The organism is Sphaerotilus natans (assembly GCF_900156335.1).
GTDB classification, from domain to species: Bacteria; Pseudomonadota; Gammaproteobacteria; order Burkholderiales; family Burkholderiaceae_C; genus Sphaerotilus; species Sphaerotilus natans.
In genome coordinates, this window is the sequence record NZ_FTMZ01000037.1 from 1 (window position 1) to 16,065 (window position 16,065).

Consider the following 16,065-nt stretch of genomic DNA (forward strand, 5'->3'; position numbering starts at 1 on the left):
CCCGTCATCCCCGCGACACCCCCGCCCCACCCCCGCTGCCCACAATCCCCCGCATGAGCCCCGACACCCCCACCCCCCGCGACCCCGCCGAGCAGGCCCGCCTGCACCTGGCCATCACCGAGCTGTGGGAGCAGCGCCTGAGCTTCAACCAGCTCCTCGGCCTGAAGGTCGACGCCCTCGACCCCGCCGCACCCCGCCTGCGCTTCGACATGCGCCCCGAACTCGTCGGCCACTACCTCCATGGCCGCCTCCACGGCGGCGTCATCTCGGCCGTGCTCGACGCCACCGGCGGCTTCGCCCTCACCCTGGCCATCGCCCACCGCCACCCGCTCGAGAACACCGCCCAGATCCTCCACCGCTTCGGCCGCATGGGCACCATCGACCTGCGCGTCGACTACCTCCGCCAGGGCCTGGGCCAGCACTTCATCGCCTCCGCCGAGGTCACCCGCCTGGGCGGCCGCGTCGCCTCCACCCTCATGCGCATGCACAACGATGAAGGCCTGCTCATCGCCACAGGCGCCGCTTCCTACATCGTTAGCTAGTCGCCTGCCGTCTGGGCCGGCCACGCCGGGGCCGTGTGGGCGGTCTCAAACCTGAAGACCATCAGGATGACGGCGTCGACTTGGTCTTCATCAAAAACCTGTGCGGTCGGGTTCATGACACGTTGTTAGAGCAGCACCCGATAGTGACGTTTGTCGGCATCAGTTGATTTTAGCAACCGATACTCCATACCACTTGCCACCGCAATTTGTTGGGCAAATTCTTTCTTGGCTTGCACCACTGCATCCTCTATTTGGTTGTCAGCCTTCACCTCGACGATAACGTACTTTAGACTGCCATCCGGCTCTTCCCGCTGGAAGATGAAGTCTGGATAGTAGCTGCGCACCGTGCGTGAATCCGGGTCGATGTACTGGATGAAGAAATCGGATTGGCCGTGGGTCAGCATCCCGGTAAAGTAAATCTTCTTCACACGCTGTTCGCGTAGCAGATCCCAGAAAAGCCAGTTCTCCGAGCCGGAATCGAAGCAGTAGGTGTCGAGATGGAAGCTCTTAGCGCGCTCGTCGTCCGTGATCTGTGCATCGTGCATCCGGACGATCTTGTCTTTCGCGGCCGAGACCTCGTAATAGCCTTTTGGGGGCAGCTTGATCAAATCGACCTCGTGCTCCTCGGTTTGCTGAGACTCGTCGAGCTCATAGAGCTGACGGAACAGACGCGGAATGATCTCGTCGTACAGCAGCTCGTTGAACTCATTGGTGATGCTCACTAGCTCGTCGGATCCCTCCTTCATCAAATCTAGCAGCTCCTCAATCTCCAGCGGGTTTCGGTTCAGATAGCGGGAAATTTCGGTCACTAGAGAAAGCAATGAGAATTTTCTTTTCTCTCGACGCGAGGTCAGGTCAAAGGTTCGGCTGCCTGATGCGCGCGCCGCGTCGGCAGCAGTCAAGCCATCCTGCTGAGTTTCGATCAGCCGGTATTTCTCGACCAGCTCGCCCCACTTCTGCGCATCTGCCCGCTCAGGTATCAACTCGTGCCCGGGCACCAATTGCTTATCACGCATCTGGTATTGCTTGCGCACACGTACCAGCTTGATTTTGACCGGTGGCTCGACTACCCGAATTTCAACGCGTTCTTTGTCCTTTCCGGTTTTCTGCAACTCGTCAGCGCTGATGCGGAAGTTCTGTTGCAGCTCGTCGTTCAGAATATCTAGATTCCCGGCCGAGAGAAAAACATGGCCGGTGTGCTGTGCCTGTCCGATAGCGCGTAGGCAGCGCATCGTGGCCTGCAGGACGAAAACTTTGGACGTTGGCTCGCGGAATAGTCCCACACCGAACAGCGAGCGGCAGTTCCAGCCCTCGCGCCCCTTGTTGACCAGCAAGATAAACTGTTTCTCCGAGCCTTCGGTATCGAGGCGGTTGAACTCACGGATGTCGTCATTGGTGGTGATCTTGTTATCGCCTACGTTGACCAAGATCCGCGAAGTGGGAATGCCATTTTTTAGTAAGGCGCGCTCTACGGCAGGCTTCAGCTCTTTGGTCAACTCGTCCACGGTGGCTGCAAAGAACGCCAGCTTGGGTAGCATTCCTTCCGGACGCAGGTCGCCCACTTCTTTCAGGAAGCTATCGATGGCGATGTCCACAAATTCGTCGGTGCGAGTGTTGGCGTAGCCGTGCAGCGTCACCTTCTTGAGAAAGCCCTTGTCGATGGCTTCTTTTAACCCATAGGCGTACACCACCTCCGGCAACACGTCGCGTCCAACGTAGGGCGTGCCGGTGTAGTTGTAGCAAGCCACTACACGCGTTCCCGCCGCATTTAGGCTGGCAGCCAGGATGTCGATGGTCGTGCGCAGACTGGTGTCGGTTTCCTTGGCACCAACGCCCATGTCCTTGGCTAGTGCCTTGCCGAAAGCATGATGGGCCTCGTCCACGAAGATGCCAAGCTGCTCCAAGCGGCGCAGCTTTTCGAAGCGCTGGTTGGTAGTCAGTTCGCCTTCTTCTTCGGGCTGATCGAAGTTGTAGAGATCGGCAACATCGGCATAAACGCTGGTGGTGACGATTGTATTGCCAGTCGCCCCGAAAAGTTTATCGACGGAAGTTTTTTCCTTGTGCTTGCGCTTGAGAATAATCTTCTGCGTGTTTGAAACAATAATGTTGAAGCGCGAGCGATCTAGAGTGTCCAGCGAGGTTCCTGTTTCTTCCAGGTAGTGGAAGCGCAGGTGAGTGGTCAGGAAGTTTACATACTCCGGTGGCACAACACGGGTTAGATCGAATGCCTCGATCTCTTTCAGCGATTGCAGAACCGTTTTGTCGGGCGCGAACACCAGCGCATTGTGGCAGTAGCGTGCGTCTTTCTCGAATTTATTACCTAGCAAGAACTCGTAGAATATGCAGGTCGCCATCAGAATTGTTTTCCCCGTCCCCATCGTCAGCGCGAAGATGTAGTTCGGGTAGGCGCGCGAGTTCTTGCGCATTGCCGTGAACACGGCCTTGTACTGATCCTGCGTGATCTTGTCGAACAGGCCAACCTGTCCTGCGCTGCGCGATACCACGCCGCCCTCGGCGCGATCAGCGAAGCGGCCTTTTTTTTCAAACCAGTGCTGAAATATTTCCTCGACCTTGGCGTTTCCGAGAAACTCTTTGAGGAAGACGTAGGTTTCCAGTGCCTCGAACTGCGGCTGGCGTAAGAAAGCTTTGGGGTTGCGGTCCGGGTTGTTGAAGTCGAGGAACTTGCGTGTCAGCTCCTTGTAGTGCGAGCGGATCGTGCCCCGGTTAGATTGGTAGAACTGCCAGAGAAACTGGAAGAAGGCGAAGTCGAGCGACGCACTAACCTCCTTAGTTGCGCGTTTAGTCGCCATTGGCCACGCTCCCTTCCCACGACTCCGACAGCAGATCGGTAATCTTCACGCGGATGGTGCCCGCGTCGCCCGGAACCTTGTACTTGCCCTTGACCATCTCGTTCTTGCCCGGAATGTCCACTACTGCTGGTTGCAGCACCGCGCCGTCGTAGTTCCAGTCGATCAGCACTGACTCGGTCAGTTCCTTCCAGTCATCGACCGACTCCTTCTGCAGTGAGAGTTTCTGCAGCAGATTCATCGGGTAGAACTTCTCGACGACCAGCTCGCCGTTCTTGATGGACACCTTGGCCTGCGAATCGCGCTTAAATTCCAAATTGGCTTTGTCGCGCAGGATGTCCACCACTTCAACGTCGATCTTGAAAGGCTTGGCGGCGAGTTCCAGCTCCGCTCTCAAGGTGGGCTCGTGCCCCATGCAAACGAGGAGAATCTTCTCAACCGGTCGGTTCGGATTTTCGTTCTGCTTACGCTCCCAGGACTTGTAGTCGAAGCCTGCGATCAGCTCGTTCAAATCGGCGCGCGTGGCAATTCGGTTGACTGGCATAATTTTGACCATGCGCCCGTCCTTTTCGCCATCGAATACAGTATTGAACTCCAGTTTTTGCACTTCAAGCGCCTCGATCAGGAGTTCCTTGGCCTGAACAGGATTCCGGAAAATATCGTAGCGATTGACATTATGTATCTCAAATCCAGTGTAATACTTTTTCTCGCTACCTAGTGCTGCTTGGCGAAGTTCATCAGCAACACTGATTAGCCGTTTAGATGTTGTCTGGATTGCGCCTAGATTAATGTCGGCACTTATTACTCGACACCCCTTCTGCACAGCAGCAACGGCTGTAGTTCCTGAGCCAATAAAGGTATCAAGAATAAGCCCGCCAACTGGTGCCGCGAGTTCAATAATGCGATCTAAGAATTCAACAGGCTTCTGGGTCGGGTAACCTGTTATCTCTGCATTGTTGCCTTTCAGCGTTGAAATATCCGCCCAGAGGTCGTTGATCTGCTGTCCCTTATACTCATCAAGATAGATCTTCTTGTAAATCTGCTTGTCTTTTGATTCTGGAAAGTACAGGCGACCCTCAGCCTCCCACAGCCGCATAGTTTCAATGGGTACTGCCCATCCATTTGGAGGCGTCTTGTAGCCTTTGTAGTCATAAATCAGATTCGGGCGCGGCGATGGACTTCGAAGAACATTAACCATGAATCTTCGTCCATTTTTGTCCTTATACCGAAATTGTTGATCGATGTACTCTTGATCGGCTGGAACAAAAACTGGATTGATTAAATAAGCGTCGGACTTTGCGTACCACAAAATTCGGTCTGTCGCCGTCGACAGGCGCGACATGGCTCCCAGTGCAGTCCCTCCTTTGCGCCGCCAAACAATTTCGTTAACAAAGTTGTTTGCGCCAAAGACTTCGTCCAGCAGGCAGCGTAAATGGTGATTTCGGTGCCAATCGCAATGAAGGAACAATGACCCGGTGGGCGCCAGGATTTCCCTCAACAGAACAAGCCTCTCGTACATAAACTGGAGGTACTCATCATTGCTCCAAATGTCACCGTACTGCTTTTCTTCGATTGAGCTCTGGTTTCCAAAGATTTGTTTGCCTTTGGCTTGAATTTTTAGCTTGTAGTCCGCTTTTGAATCGAATGGTGGGTCAATATATATGAGATCCACTTTTCCTCTAAAATCCTTAAGCAGGTGACTCATAACCTGCAGGTTGTCACCCCAAAAAATCTTGTTGCGCCAGCCGTCAATCTCTTCGCCGTGGACTTCCTTCAACTGCGCCGGGTAATACTGCGTCGAGGTGAACGGGCGCTTGCCACGCCAGTTGAGCATCGGATAGCCCTTGATCGGCTCGAACTCGTACTTCTCGACGCTGGTGGTAGCGCCTTCGTGCGCTGCCAGTTGCAGATTTTGCTGTGCGGGTGTGTTCTTGCTCATCAGTCGTTTTTCCTGAATTTCCAGTTCTTGTTGTCGCAGTAGGCGCGCATGTCACAGTTCTGGCAGAGCTTGGCCGGACGTGCCGACAGCCCATAGTCCTGCCGCTCGATGCGCGCCACGATGTCGTCGAAGCGCGCAATGGTTTTACCGATGGCGCGGTCGTCTTTTCTGAAGGAGACGTAGGGGTTCCCGCCGTCCTCGCCGGTGTAGTACAGATGCATCCGGCTTACCTTCAGGCCGGTGCGTTCCTCAACCAGGTGGGCGTACACCTCCAGTTGGCTCTGGTATTGGCGTAGCCGATCATGATTTTTCTCTATGTCGGGCTTTTTCTCCGACTTGAAGTCGATGATCTCGACCGTGTCGTGCTCGCCGCGAATCAGGTCGACGCTGCCCTTGAGGATGTACTGATCCTTGACCAGCGAGATCTCGACTTCGGCCTCTTTGATGCGATCCCAGTTGCCGTTCTCTCGCTCGTAGTAACGCATGACGTGCAGAAGCGCCGCCTGCTGTGAACTGGGCGCCAGGTAGACGCGCTCCTTCTTCGACAGCATCGCGTAGTTGGCCGAGAACCAGTCCCTGATGGCGTCGACGGTGATGCTGCTTTCCTCGCCGCGCAGCACGGTCTTGTGGATGTCCTCAATGGTTTGATGCACCAGCGTACCGAACAGCATCGGGCTCTCGCGAATGGGTGCGAATTCTAGATCCTTAAAGAAGCGGTACTGCTCAGCACAGTTTTCGAACACCGTGATGTGCGAGGTGAACGAGTATTCGCGCTTGAGGTTGATCTGCTTGACAGCCTCGAAGGTCAGCGCCGACAGATCGACGGCACGCCAACTGGGTAGATCGTAGAACAGGCGCTCGAAGTACTTCGACGGCGACTTGCCCCGGCCTTTCTTCTCCTGAGCCGCCAGCACCAGCAGGTTCTGTGCACGCGAAAAGGCCGTGTAGAACAGCCGCCAGAAGTCGAAGTTCTTGATGTGATCGAGCGGCTCGAAGCGCTCCTTTGAGAGGTAGCCGCCATCTTCCAGCAACACGTCCAGCGCGCCGTACTGCTTGCGCGGCACTGCCTCCAGTGAGCCGCACACCACCACTGGAAACTCCAGTCCCTTGGACTGGTGGATGGTCAGGAACGACACGCAGCCCTTGGGTGCGTACTCGGCTTCGTCCTCGTACTCGCCGATACCACCGTCCTGGAGGAAGCGCAGGAACTGGTTGAACAGGTCGCGGATGTTCTTCTCCAGCCACTCCGGGTTCAAAACGCTGACGAAGTGCAGGTACTCGAACTTGGTCAGCAGCTTGGAGAAGGTGCCGAGGTTGCGCGCCGCGCGCCCTTTGTCCACGCCTTGCACGGCCTCTTCCGTGAGGAAGCGCGAGAACAGCGGGAACTGGAGTAGTTGGTAGAACAAGCCAGAGAAGGCGTAGTCGGTGTTCTGCGTGAGCACGGCATGGCGCTTGGCCAGCGGGCGAGCCCAATCCAGCAGTGGCTTGTTTTCTGGCTTGCGCAGCTCGTCAGTGAAGGGCTTGAAGCAAAGCTGGTCGTAATAGTCCCAGATGTCCAGATGTACGCCGTCAGCCCATGCCCGCACCTTGGGAAACTGCGGGAACAGGAAGATCAGCGCACCGATCATCAAGCGGATTTCCTCGCGCTCAAAGAACATGTTCGAGCGCGGAGAAAACACCGGCACACCTTCGGCCTCAAGGAAGCGTGCGAGTGCCACCACTTTGTCGTTCTTGACTGAACGGAACAGGAAAGCGACTTGGTTCCAATCTTCAAGGCGGCCGGATGCCTTCAGGTCATTGAGGAAGGTCAGAACCTCGGTATGCCAGTTGGTGGTGTCGTCCTTGTCGTCGCTAGCGGCCAATCGAACGGCCGTCGGCATGTCAGGAAAGTTGTCCTCGCGCGGTAGGATCTGCTTGGCGAAGCGAAAGACGCGTGTCCCGTCATCCCATGCCTGTTCTTTCATCCACTCGTTGTAGAAGCGGATGATGTCCGGGTGCGAGCGGTAGTTGACGGTCAGCTTGACCTGCTTGCATTGGCCGTCATCGAACAGCGAGGGAAACTCCAGAATGTTGCGGATGGTGGCGCCGCGAAAGCGGTACAGGCCTTGGTCGTCGTCGCCCACCACGCACAGATTCTTGTTCTCGCCCGCCAGCAGCAGCAGGATGCGTTCCTGAATGGTGTTGGTGTCCTGGTACTCATCCACCATCAAGTAGGTGAGCTTTTCGCGTAGTTGCCCCAAGACCTCGGGGTGCTTTTCCAGAAGCTGCAGTGCCTCGTACTGAATGCCAGAGAAGTCCAGCGAGTTGTGCTCGTTCAAAAGCGCCTGGTACTTGGTAAAGCAGGTGGCCAACGCGCGGACTTCAGGTTCGGGGGCTACGGCGAGTGTGCTTGCATCGATTGCTTCCTCACTGACCTTGTTGAGCCACTTGAGCAAGTTCTCCGACTGTGTCCAGCGGCCTGTCTGCTCACGGCCCATGATCAGCTCAGCGCCTGGTAGCGCGCGGAAGTCCTTGATGTGCTGGTAGATGAAGTACTGCTGGTCGAACTGGTCGAACAGCGTGAAGCTGCGTTTGAGTCGGGTGAACTCACGGTAGTCCTCCAACAGTCGCAGGCAGATGGAGTGAAACGTGCCGAGGTACATCTCGTTCAGATTGAACTGGATGTCCAGCTCGGCAAGCCGGTTGGAAATACGGGTGGTTAGCTCGCGTGCCGCCTTGTCGGTGAAGGTGACCACGAGCAACGACTCAGGGGCGACACCCTTGTGTGTAACGAGATAGACAATGCGCTCAACCAGAGTGAAAGTTTTGCCTGATCCGGGCCCTGCAATGATGAGCACCGGGCCCTCGGTGGCCAAGATGGCTTCAAGCTGATTGGCATTCGCCTTACCACGCAACACTCGATTGCTTTCTCCCGCCACGTTCAGTCCTCCCCTGCTGTCTGTCTGTAGGCCGATGGCAGCGTTGTGTTTAGCTGCTCACGCGCACCAATTTGACGCAAATTTGCATATAAAGCAGCTTTCGCGTTCGTTTTATCCGTAAAAAATGCACAAACTTGCTCGCGACCTCACCCGTCAAGCAGACACCTGATCTCCAAAGTCTCCAACAGTTGGCAGCGACACCTCCTCATGCAACAATCCAACATGTAAACATGTTGAGGTGTTCACTTGTTCAAGATCGCCATCATCGGTCAGAAGGGCGGCACCGGCAAGACGACGGTGACGCTCGGCCTGGCTGTCGAGGCTGCACGCGCTGGGCGCGCCGTGGCCGTCATTGACCTGGACCCGCAGGCGAATGCCGCGAACTGGAAGGACCGGCGCGAGGCCGAGAACCCGGTGGTGGTGTCCGCGCAGGTCAGCCGGCTGAAGCCGACCCTGAAGACCATCGAGGATCACGGCGTCGACCTGGTCTTCATCGACACACCCGGCCGCTCCGACAGCGCCGCCATCGAGGCCGCACGCGCGGCCGATGTGGTGCTGATCCCCGTCCGCGCCCAGGTCTTCGACCTCGAGACGCTGTCAGGCGTGCGCGACCTGCTCCGCGTCGCTGGCGATCCGCCGGCTTACGTCGTGCTCAACGGCGTGCACCCGCAGTCGACCAAGGGCGCCGAAAGCGCCAAGGAGCTGATCGAATCGACCTTCGGGTTCAAGGTCGCGCCCGTCCACCTGTGCACCCGCAGCGTCTACGCCGAGGCGCCGACGTTGGGCCAGGCGCCGCAGGAGGTCGACCCGGCCAGCCGTGCCAGCGAAGAACTCCAGCAGCTTTACATGTTTACATGTAATATTGTTGGGATGTGAGCATGTAAAGGATTCAACATGTCCAAGAACCTTTCTGCCCTTCAGCAGGCCCTGAACCGCCAGCAGTCGGCGCCGGCCCCTGTGGCGCTGGCCACCACGTCGGCGCCGGTCGCCGCAGGCCCGGCCGATGCCGCCGCACCGGCCTACTACAAGGCCCCGAGCCGCGCCGGCAAGGTCAACATCACCGCGTACCTGTCGCCGGACTACAAGAGCAATCTGCGCCTGATCCAGGCCCGCACCGGCAAGAGCCTGCAGACCATCATTGCCGAGTCGCTCAACGACACCTTCCAGAAGTACGACGTGCCCGTGATTCAGGGCGAGTAAACATGTTTGAAGATCAACATGTAAACATGTTGGACTGTTGACATGATTGCATCTGAATCGCTCGACGAGCAGCGCGAGGCCTGGATTGCCCGCGCGGTCGCGCACGGCATGAGCGAAGCCGACGCCCGGCAGACCGCCTCGCGCATGGTGTCCTTTGTGGCGCCAGCGCCGGCCAAGGTGCCGCGCAAGCGGGCCGCCAAGGTCCAGCCGGTGGCGGAAGTGCTCGCCACAAGGCCGCGCAAGGCCCGCACAGGGCCGCGTAAGGCCGCGCAGGCGGTTACGGCTGCGCAGGCCGTGGCGCCCGCCCCGGCGGCCCTGGAGCGCGTTTCTGGCGCCCAGGCGACCCTTCCCGGCTTCGCGGATGATCTGCGCGCCATCCCCAACCACTTGGCACGCTCGCCGCTGTTCGCGCCGATCAAGCGCGGGCAGCGCGTCGTGTACGCGGACGAGCAGTTGCCTTCGCCTGCGGGCGTCGTGGTGCGCTACAGCGGGCCAGCGCTTGACCAGGCTGACTGCGATGTGTTCATGCAACTCGTCTACGAGGGCAGATCACAGCCGGTCGGCCGCCCGCTGACGGTCGTCCGGCATGGCTTCCTGAACGCGATCGGGCGCGCGGACGGGGGCAAGAACTACCAGTGGTTGCAGTCCGTCTTCGACCGCCTGCAGGTGGCGCGCGTGCGCGTCGAGAACCAGCGCTATCGGCTGACGACACAGCTCATCGGCAAGGTGGTCGAGGATCGCGTGGCGGGCACCTACGAGGTCACGCTGGATCCCGACATCCTCCAGATGTTCGCGCCCGGCGATCGCTCCCTGATCGACTGGCAGAAGCGGCTGAAGCTGGAACGCCGGGTCGACCTGGCGAAGTGGATCCACAACTTCACCGCGTCGCACGCCGACGCCCAGCAGTTCCACTCGCTCGACAACCTGCGCACCTGGTCGGGCTACCAGTCACCACCGCGCAAGTTCCGCGAGGCGCTGGAAGAAGCGCTGTCCGAGCTGGTGCGGGTCGAAGTGCTCGCCGAGCCGGAGTTCTACGAACGCAAGGTGCCAGGGCGAAGCAAGGCCGAAGCGATGGTCAAGTGGACCCGGCTGTGACGCTGGGCACGGTACGACATTCCGCTTTCAGAGGTCGCACGGGCGCGCTGACGTGCGCAAAGCGGCCGTGAGCAACCCCATTCAGGCCCCCGAGGCGGGCACGGTACAGCATTCCGCCGGCACGGTATGACGTTCCGCTTTGGCACGGTACAGCATTCCGCCGGCACGGTACGACATTCCGCTTGGCACGGTATGACGTTCCGCTTGCACGGTATGACGTTCCGGGGGGGTCAAAAAAAGTCAATGATGACAAGGACTTGGAAGCGGTTTTCTTGAGCTAACTGTATTTAACTCTTTATCTAACTGCGCGCGTGCGCGTGAAGGTGCTCAACGAGTGCTTGGCAGCACTACGCCATGAAGCTGGAACACATGCCGCGTCCACGCCTGAAGCGCACCCGCCAGAGCCTCCGCATCAGAAGCCGCATCGACAGGGTCACGATGCAGGATCGAATGCCAGAGGTTCTTCTTCAGCCAGGCTGAGGCAGCGTCATCGTTGACGATGGCCAGCACCTCAGGCGGCAGGTCATGGGTGAGCGTCGGAACAGTCTGATCAAACACAGTCGTCTCCTTGAAGCCAGTAGCCCGCCTCCCAGTGCTTGCCGCACTCAAGGCGATGCCTCATCACTGCATCGTCCACAGGGCCAGCGTGAACGCTTGCACCCGTAGGAACGATCCAGCACACACGCGGATAGGCCTGCCTCGCAGCGTCAAAGCAGGAACGATCGACAGCAGCACAGACCACCAGCTGGGTCCGGTCGCTGTCGGGGTAGTCACAGGACAGACCTGCAAGGCCACTGCGAGACCGATCAGGCTCGGCTTCGCTGTCAGGACCGATGCCGCCACAACTGGCCAGTGCCAGGCAGAAGATCAGCACCAAGACATGTCTGTGCCAGGCTGTCATTGCTCGCAGTCCTCTCCCTCGAGCCATTGACCCATCTGAAGCAGGCCCCGAGCGACCAGGTCGGCGTGAATCTCGCCGTTCGTGAATGGGCGCCCGTATGCCAGCTGCCTGCCGGGCATGATTCGACACGCCCTTGTTGCCGTGGCTGAAGCCAGGACTTGGCACCAGACATCGCCAGGCTGACAGACCACCACATGCGGTGCCGTCTCGCCGATGTCGCTGCTGCTGTTGCTGCCCGTGCTCCAGACAGTCAGAAAACCGCCCGCCAGACAACCAGCGATGAACCCGCTTACCGAAGTTCTCATCACAGCCTCCTGAGTCAGGAAACCATCGTGCGCGCTGCCCCGATCTGCAATATCCCCCCAGGGGGGGACAGGGAAAACGCTGCACCCGAAAGAGGGAGATGACCCAGGGTTGGTGACAGGAAATCTACGGCTTCGTGTCAGCGGAACGGAGGATGGAATGTCTGGACCAGGAATACCCCCCGCAGTGATGCCCGTGGTTCTCGGTGTTGGAACCCATCGGTATTCAGACCTTGGCGTGACCTGTTTTGACCTGGCTGACCTGGCCTTTGTCAGCGGATCGAATCGGTTTCATGCCAACCGACCTGTCATCGCACACCCCCCGCGACATGCGGGCGGGCGACTGACCGTGCCGACGAATGGCCGGCATCGCCAGCGAGAGCGCGATCAGGCGATGTGGGCACTCGACCAGGTCAGGGCATGGGGCGGTGTGCTGGAGCATCCCGCCCATTCGAGCCTGTGGACGGACGCGGATTTGCCGCTGATCGGTGCGCAGCGCGATCGGTTCGACGGCATCACGCTGCCGGTCTGGCTGAGTTGGTGGGGTAGCGACCGGCCGCATCCGACCTGGCTCTATCTCGTCGGGTACGACCGGCACCAGATGCCGGCGATGCCGCTGCAGCTTGACGGAGGGCGCAGCGGTCACGGCGATGGTTTCGCGCGCTGGCTGCTCGAGCTGGCTGTGACCATCGGCAGCGATCAGGCCTGGCGCTACGACACGCAGCGGGGTTCGCTGTGCTGACGGTCAGCCTGGCTGAGTTCCGGGCTGCCATCGAGGCGCAGCGCGTTCCGCGCGAGCATTGGGCGGTGCGCTGCCCGATCTGTGGCACGGTGCAGTCCATCCGCGACCTGATCGACGCAGGCGCGGGCGCCGACTACGACGCGGTCCGCTGCTTCTTCGCCTTCTCTTGCGTCGGGCGCTGGATGGGTGCGGGCCAGCACCGCCGAGGCTGGCCACCGGGGCGCGGCTGTTCCTGGACGTTGGGCGGAACGCTCCCGATCCATACCTATGAGGTCATCTTGCCGAGCGGCGAAGTCCACCCGCTGTTCGAGCCTGTGACGGCGGCCGATGCGCAGCTTCACATGAAACGGCATCTCCAGCGCGGCACCGGTCTGGCGCTGCCGCCGCGGCTGCTGGCGCAGTCTCGGCCACGGGTGACCGCCCACACGCACCAGCAGTCCCTCTCGCTTTGACTTCGAGGACACAGCCATGCCCCAGGTCTTCGCTTACCTGCGCGTGTCGACGGACGACCAGGACACCGCGAACCAGAAAACCGGCGTCGTCGCCTACTGCGTCGAGCGCAAGTTTCTGGCGCCGGCTTTCGTCGAGGACACCGCCAGCGGCCGGAAGTCTTGGCGGGACCGGCCGCTTGGGGCGCTGATCGAGCGCAGCCAGGCCGGGGATGTGCTGGTGGTGTCGGAAATCTCGCGTCTGGCGCGGTCCACGCTCCAGGTGCTGGAAATCATGCAGGAGTGCGCCGGCAGGGGCGTGGAGCTGCACGCCGTCAAGAACCGGATCGTGCTGGACGGAACGCTTCAAGCCAAGGTCATCGCGACGGTCTTCGGCCTGGCGGCCGAGATCGAGCGGGATCTGATCTCGGCCAGGACACGCGAGGCGCTGGCGAAGCGCAAGGCCAGCGGGGTCAAGCTGGGCCGGCCGGCCGGGCCCGCCAGCGGCAGCAGGCTCGACAGCCAGGCCGACCTGATCCGCAAGTATCTGGACCAAGGCCTTGAGAAGCGGACCATCTGCAGGCTGGTGAATTGCTCGCCAGCGACGCTTTACCGGTGGCTGGGTCAGGAGCGGTCATAGGATTTCCCACCGATGCGCCCGCCACTCCGCCGCGTCGATGATCCCCCGCTGGTACAAGCCCGCCCAATCCATGAAGTAGGGCATGAAGCCGCGATCCGGGCCACGGGTCCAGAGGATCACGGCGCACGCCAGGACGATGGCGCCGGTGATGACGTACTCGAGCACGCTGCCGGTCCGCACGCGCCCGCCCAGCAGCGTGGTTCGTCGGTCTGACCACCAGCCGAGCGGGGCGCCGCTGATCGTCAAGGCGTCGCACACCCAATGCACGGTTCCACCGGCCGCGAACCAGAACAGCATGCCGCGCCAGTCCCACAGGAACTGCGCCGCCAGCATCGCCAGCACCCAGGCTGCCAGGTAGTGCGTGACCCCCCGGTGCTTGAGCTTGCGCGAGCGTGCTGCGTTCAGGATCCACTCGAACCAATCCGGCGCCGTGCTGCCCAAGATGCATGCCGGAATGGCCACCGGGTTGCAGACGGCGCAGATGCTGGCGGCGATCGCCACATGGGAAATCCACCTCACGGCCGCGCCCCGTCGATCGGCGTGAAGCGCTTCAGGTAGGTCTGCAGGCCGTCGGCCTTGTCGCTCGAACACAGCCCCAGCATTTCCAGGCGCGCCTGCGTGATCTTGGCCAGGTGCTGGACTCGCTCGCGCTCGAGCGCGGCCACACGTTCGACGGCTGCGAGCTGCTCGGCCGTCTCCGCAACACCCAGCGCGACGCGCTCTTGTGACCGGCGCTCGATCGAGCGCAACAACTCCAGCTCGCGCCCGGCCAGCCGCCACTCGACCAGCGCGCCGATGTAGACGCCGACCGATCCGGCCGCCTTCTGCCGGCGCGCGCTTTCCCGCTCGCGCTCGCGGTCCAGTTCGAGCGCCGACCAGAGCGGTACCCGCAGGATCACGCTTGCGCCGGGCCCGGATGACAAGCTGCCGTCGCTCTGCACGACCCGCCCCGCGCGCGCCTCGGCGTGCAGTTCAGCCCGGAAGAGTGACGGCGAGGGATAGCACTGCATCACGCGGGCGAACAGCTCTTCAGCATCCGGCCCGGGGTCGATCTGCAGCGGCTGCGCCGTGATCAGGTGCGATCGTGGCTGACCGTCGAACAACGGCAGGCGGTGCGGCGTGGGCTTCTCGTCCGGCTCTGCGGAACAGGCGCTGCAGACCGCAGCCAGGACCAGAACCAGGAACCATCGGTCAAGACTGCTTCGACGCACGGCGCCCCCCTCCCATGACCTTCAGGCCGCCCAGCGCTGCCGCCACGGGCCACGCGCCAGCGGCGGCCGACAGCAGGATCAGGAACCAGAAGAACACGCTGGTGGCGTCGTAGGCGGCTTCGCTCTTCAGGTTCACTTCCTGCGGCTCGCGGCGCTGCAGCAGCGTGCGCAGAGACATCGGGATGCGCTGCGGCTCGGTCGCGCTGTAGACGACCAGCGAACAGCCGGCGATCAACTGGCGCAGCACGTCGGCTTTGCGGCCTGCGGCCAGGTGCATGTCATCGACGATCAGGATGGCGCGGTGCTGCTCGACCCACGCGACCAGCGCGGCCGTTCGCTCGAAGGCTCGCAGCTTCGCCCAGGGCCGGCGGGTGCTGTCGTTCGCGGCCTGCGCGTCCCAAGCGGCGGCGATGCGGGGATCTTCTTCTGACCAGGCTGTCAGCGGGTCGATGGTTCGCAGGTGCAGCACGGTGCGGCGCTCGGACCAGACGGCGGCGGCGCCTTCGTGCAACTTGGCCAGCCATCGCGTCTTGCCGGACTGCGCCGGGCCGTAGATGGCCAGGTCGCGGCGAATCGACAGGACGGTTTCACTGGCCACCGGGCCGTACTTTCGGCCGCGAACGCGCACGACGGGTTTTCGCACGCGGGTTCCGTCGGGGCGGGTGCGCTCCGGTCGGAGCAACAGGATATGCATCGTCCAGGCCCTTCCACGTCAAGACAGACAGCAGCCGACCGGGCGCGCTGCGCCGGTGGTGCGTCGTGGTTCGTGGGCCTGTTGTGGGTGTCGTGGGCCGGGTGCAGGCGTTCAGAGAAAACGTCCCGCACAGGGGGCCATTGTCTGATTTTCGAGGCGGCTGCCAAGGGGTACTGAAAGCCCGAAACGCAGGTGTTCAACACCCCGCCCGCTGGCGTTCACAACAATGGTTCGTTTTCTCTGAACACTCGTGACCTGTCTCCCCTCCGGGATGGCCACAGGGCGATTGCATCAGCCAACGCTCGAAATTTGTGCAGAGCTGAGTGAGGCTGGAGTCAAGCCGAAGAGCGCCTGGAGGTAGTCATCGCTCCAGCCCATGCGCTTGCGCTTGGTCTTCTGGCTGCCCTTGCCGGCGTCGAGCTTGATCTGGTTCTGGGCGATGCGCCGCAGCGTGGCCATGTTGTGCGGGCCGTGGTCGCGCCGGATCAGGCAGGCATCCTCGCGGTAGTTGACGTCCAGCACCCAGTGGCAGTCGTTCTCGATGGCCCAGTGCGCCCGGATGGTGGCGTTGAAGGCCTGGGCATCGAGCACCTCGGAGCTGATGTAGTAACGCCAGCTCGGCTGGGCCGGCTCGGCGCTGCGCGGG

At 60.8% G+C, this 16,065-nt stretch carries 15 protein-coding genes; 7 read left to right on the plus strand and 8 right to left on the minus strand.

Features of this window, described 5'->3' with window-relative positions; genetic code table 11:
- Positions 1 to 53 precede the first annotated feature (53 nt).
- Entirely contained in the window at positions 54 to 542 is a 489-nt protein-coding gene (locus BW996_RS20370; protein WP_076458993.1) for a thioesterase family protein, read from the plus strand.
- A 125-nt stretch (positions 543 to 667) separates the two neighbouring features.
- Here BW996_RS20370 and BW996_RS20375 read toward each other — a convergent pair whose 3' ends face one another.
- Genes BW996_RS20375 through BW996_RS20385 form a run of 3 tightly spaced genes read right to left on the minus strand, consistent with a single transcriptional unit; the run spans position 668 to position 8,206 of the window.
- A complete protein-coding gene (locus BW996_RS20375) occupies positions 668 to 3,352 on the minus strand; it encodes a TnsA endonuclease N-terminal domain-containing protein (RefSeq protein ID WP_037480114.1) in 2,685 nt (894 codons plus the stop codon).
- A complete protein-coding gene (locus BW996_RS20380) occupies positions 3,342 to 5,288 on the minus strand; it encodes a site-specific DNA-methyltransferase (protein WP_037480117.1) in 1,947 nt (648 codons plus the stop codon). Before BW996_RS20380 ends, BW996_RS20375 begins: the two co-directional genes overlap by 11 nt.
- Complete coding sequence (locus BW996_RS20385) at positions 5,288 to 8,206, minus strand: ATP-dependent helicase (protein WP_081838024.1); 2,919 nt, start codon at positions 8,204 to 8,206, stop codon at positions 5,288 to 5,290. Before BW996_RS20385 ends, BW996_RS20380 begins: the two co-directional genes overlap by 1 nt.
- A 246-nt stretch (positions 8,207 to 8,452) precedes the next feature.
- Here BW996_RS20385 and BW996_RS20390 point away from each other — a divergent pair, with 246 nt between their 5' ends.
- Genes BW996_RS20390 through trfA form a run of 3 tightly spaced genes read left to right on the plus strand, consistent with a single transcriptional unit; the run spans position 8,453 to position 10,501 of the window.
- Positions 8,453 to 9,082: an AAA family ATPase gene (locus tag BW996_RS20390; RefSeq protein ID WP_037480120.1), complete on the plus strand. Its 630-nt coding sequence runs from the start codon at positions 8,453 to 8,455 to the stop codon at positions 9,080 to 9,082.
- An 18-nt stretch (positions 9,083 to 9,100) separates the two neighbouring features.
- The gene (locus BW996_RS20395) at positions 9,101 to 9,406 is read left to right on the plus strand and encodes a ribbon-helix-helix domain-containing protein (protein ID WP_037480122.1); all 306 of its coding nucleotides are present in this window, start codon (positions 9,101 to 9,103) and stop codon (positions 9,404 to 9,406) included.
- A gap of 42 nt (positions 9,407 to 9,448) precedes the next feature.
- Positions 9,449 to 10,501 (plus strand): plasmid replication initiator TrfA, encoded by a 1,053-nt coding sequence (gene trfA / locus BW996_RS20400; RefSeq protein ID WP_037480123.1) that lies wholly within the window; start codon positions 9,449 to 9,451, stop codon positions 10,499 to 10,501.
- 327 nt (positions 10,502 to 10,828) lie between these two features.
- Here the strand turns inward: trfA and BW996_RS21500 are convergent, their stop codons facing one another.
- Positions 10,829 to 11,059 carry a hypothetical protein gene (locus BW996_RS21500; RefSeq protein WP_139330980.1) on the minus strand — a complete coding sequence of 77 codons (231 nt, stop codon included), beginning with the start codon at positions 11,057 to 11,059 and terminating at the stop codon, positions 10,829 to 10,831.
- Between the two features lie 835 nt (positions 11,060 to 11,894).
- On the opposite strand from BW996_RS21500, the gene BW996_RS21505 reads away from it, so the two are divergent.
- Genes BW996_RS21505 through BW996_RS20415 form a run of 3 tightly spaced genes read left to right on the plus strand, consistent with a single transcriptional unit; the run spans position 11,895 to position 13,514 of the window.
- Positions 11,895 to 12,446 carry a hypothetical protein gene (locus tag BW996_RS21505; RefSeq protein ID WP_139330981.1) on the plus strand — a complete coding sequence of 184 codons (552 nt, stop codon included), beginning with the start codon at positions 11,895 to 11,897 and terminating at the stop codon, positions 12,444 to 12,446.
- Positions 12,440 to 12,898: a VVA0879 family protein gene (locus BW996_RS20410; protein ID WP_037480125.1), complete on the plus strand. Its 459-nt coding sequence runs from the start codon at positions 12,440 to 12,442 to the stop codon at positions 12,896 to 12,898. The genes BW996_RS21505 and BW996_RS20410 overlap by 7 nt, the downstream gene beginning before the upstream one ends.
- A gap of 16 nt (positions 12,899 to 12,914) precedes the next feature.
- Positions 12,915 to 13,514: a recombinase family protein gene (locus BW996_RS20415; protein ID WP_037480128.1), complete on the plus strand. Its 600-nt coding sequence runs from the start codon at positions 12,915 to 12,917 to the stop codon at positions 13,512 to 13,514.
- Here BW996_RS20415 and BW996_RS20420 read toward each other — a convergent pair.
- The 4 genes from BW996_RS20420 to BW996_RS20435 form a co-directional block, all read right to left on the minus strand.
- Entirely contained in the window at positions 13,509 to 14,015 is a 507-nt protein-coding gene (locus tag BW996_RS20420; RefSeq protein WP_206539502.1) for a metal-dependent hydrolase, read from the minus strand. The genes BW996_RS20415 and BW996_RS20420 overlap by 6 nt on opposite strands.
- A 14-nt stretch (positions 14,016 to 14,029) precedes the next feature.
- On the minus strand, positions 14,030 to 14,725 hold the full coding sequence (locus BW996_RS20425; protein ID WP_037480133.1) for a hypothetical protein: 696 nt from the start codon (positions 14,723 to 14,725) through the stop codon (positions 14,030 to 14,032).
- Positions 14,706 to 15,419, minus strand: coding sequence for a hypothetical protein (locus BW996_RS20430; protein WP_076459079.1), 714 nt, complete (start codon positions 15,417 to 15,419; stop codon positions 14,706 to 14,708). Before BW996_RS20430 ends, BW996_RS20425 begins: the two co-directional genes overlap by 20 nt.
- A 291-nt stretch (positions 15,420 to 15,710) precedes the next feature.
- Positions 15,711 to 16,065: ISAs1 family transposase (locus tag BW996_RS20435; RefSeq protein ID WP_139330983.1), on the minus strand; the 355-nt coding region annotated here is incomplete at its 5' end.

Coding starts and splice junctions, on each gene's coding strand:
- BW996_RS20370 (WP_076458993.1), top strand. CDS start 54: ATGAGCCCCGACACCCCCACCCCCCGCGACCCCGCCGAGCAGGCCCGC.
- BW996_RS20380 (WP_037480117.1), bottom strand. CDS start 5,288: ATGAGCAAGAACACACCCGCACAGCAAAATCTGCAACTGGCAGCGCAC.
- BW996_RS20395 (WP_037480122.1), top strand. CDS start 9,101: ATGTCCAAGAACCTTTCTGCCCTTCAGCAGGCCCTGAACCGCCAGCAG.
- trfA (WP_037480123.1), top strand. CDS start 9,449: ATGATTGCATCTGAATCGCTCGACGAGCAGCGCGAGGCCTGGATTGCC.
- BW996_RS20430 (WP_076459079.1), bottom strand. CDS start 15,419: ATGCATATCCTGTTGCTCCGACCGGAGCGCACCCGCCCCGACGGAACC.
- BW996_RS20415 (WP_037480128.1), top strand. CDS start 12,915: ATGCCCCAGGTCTTCGCTTACCTGCGCGTGTCGACGGACGACCAGGAC.
- BW996_RS21505 (WP_139330981.1), top strand. CDS start 11,895: ATGCCCGTGGTTCTCGGTGTTGGAACCCATCGGTATTCAGACCTTGGC.
- BW996_RS20375 (WP_037480114.1), bottom strand. CDS start 3,352: ATGGCGACTAAACGCGCAACTAAGGAGGTTAGTGCGTCGCTCGACTTC.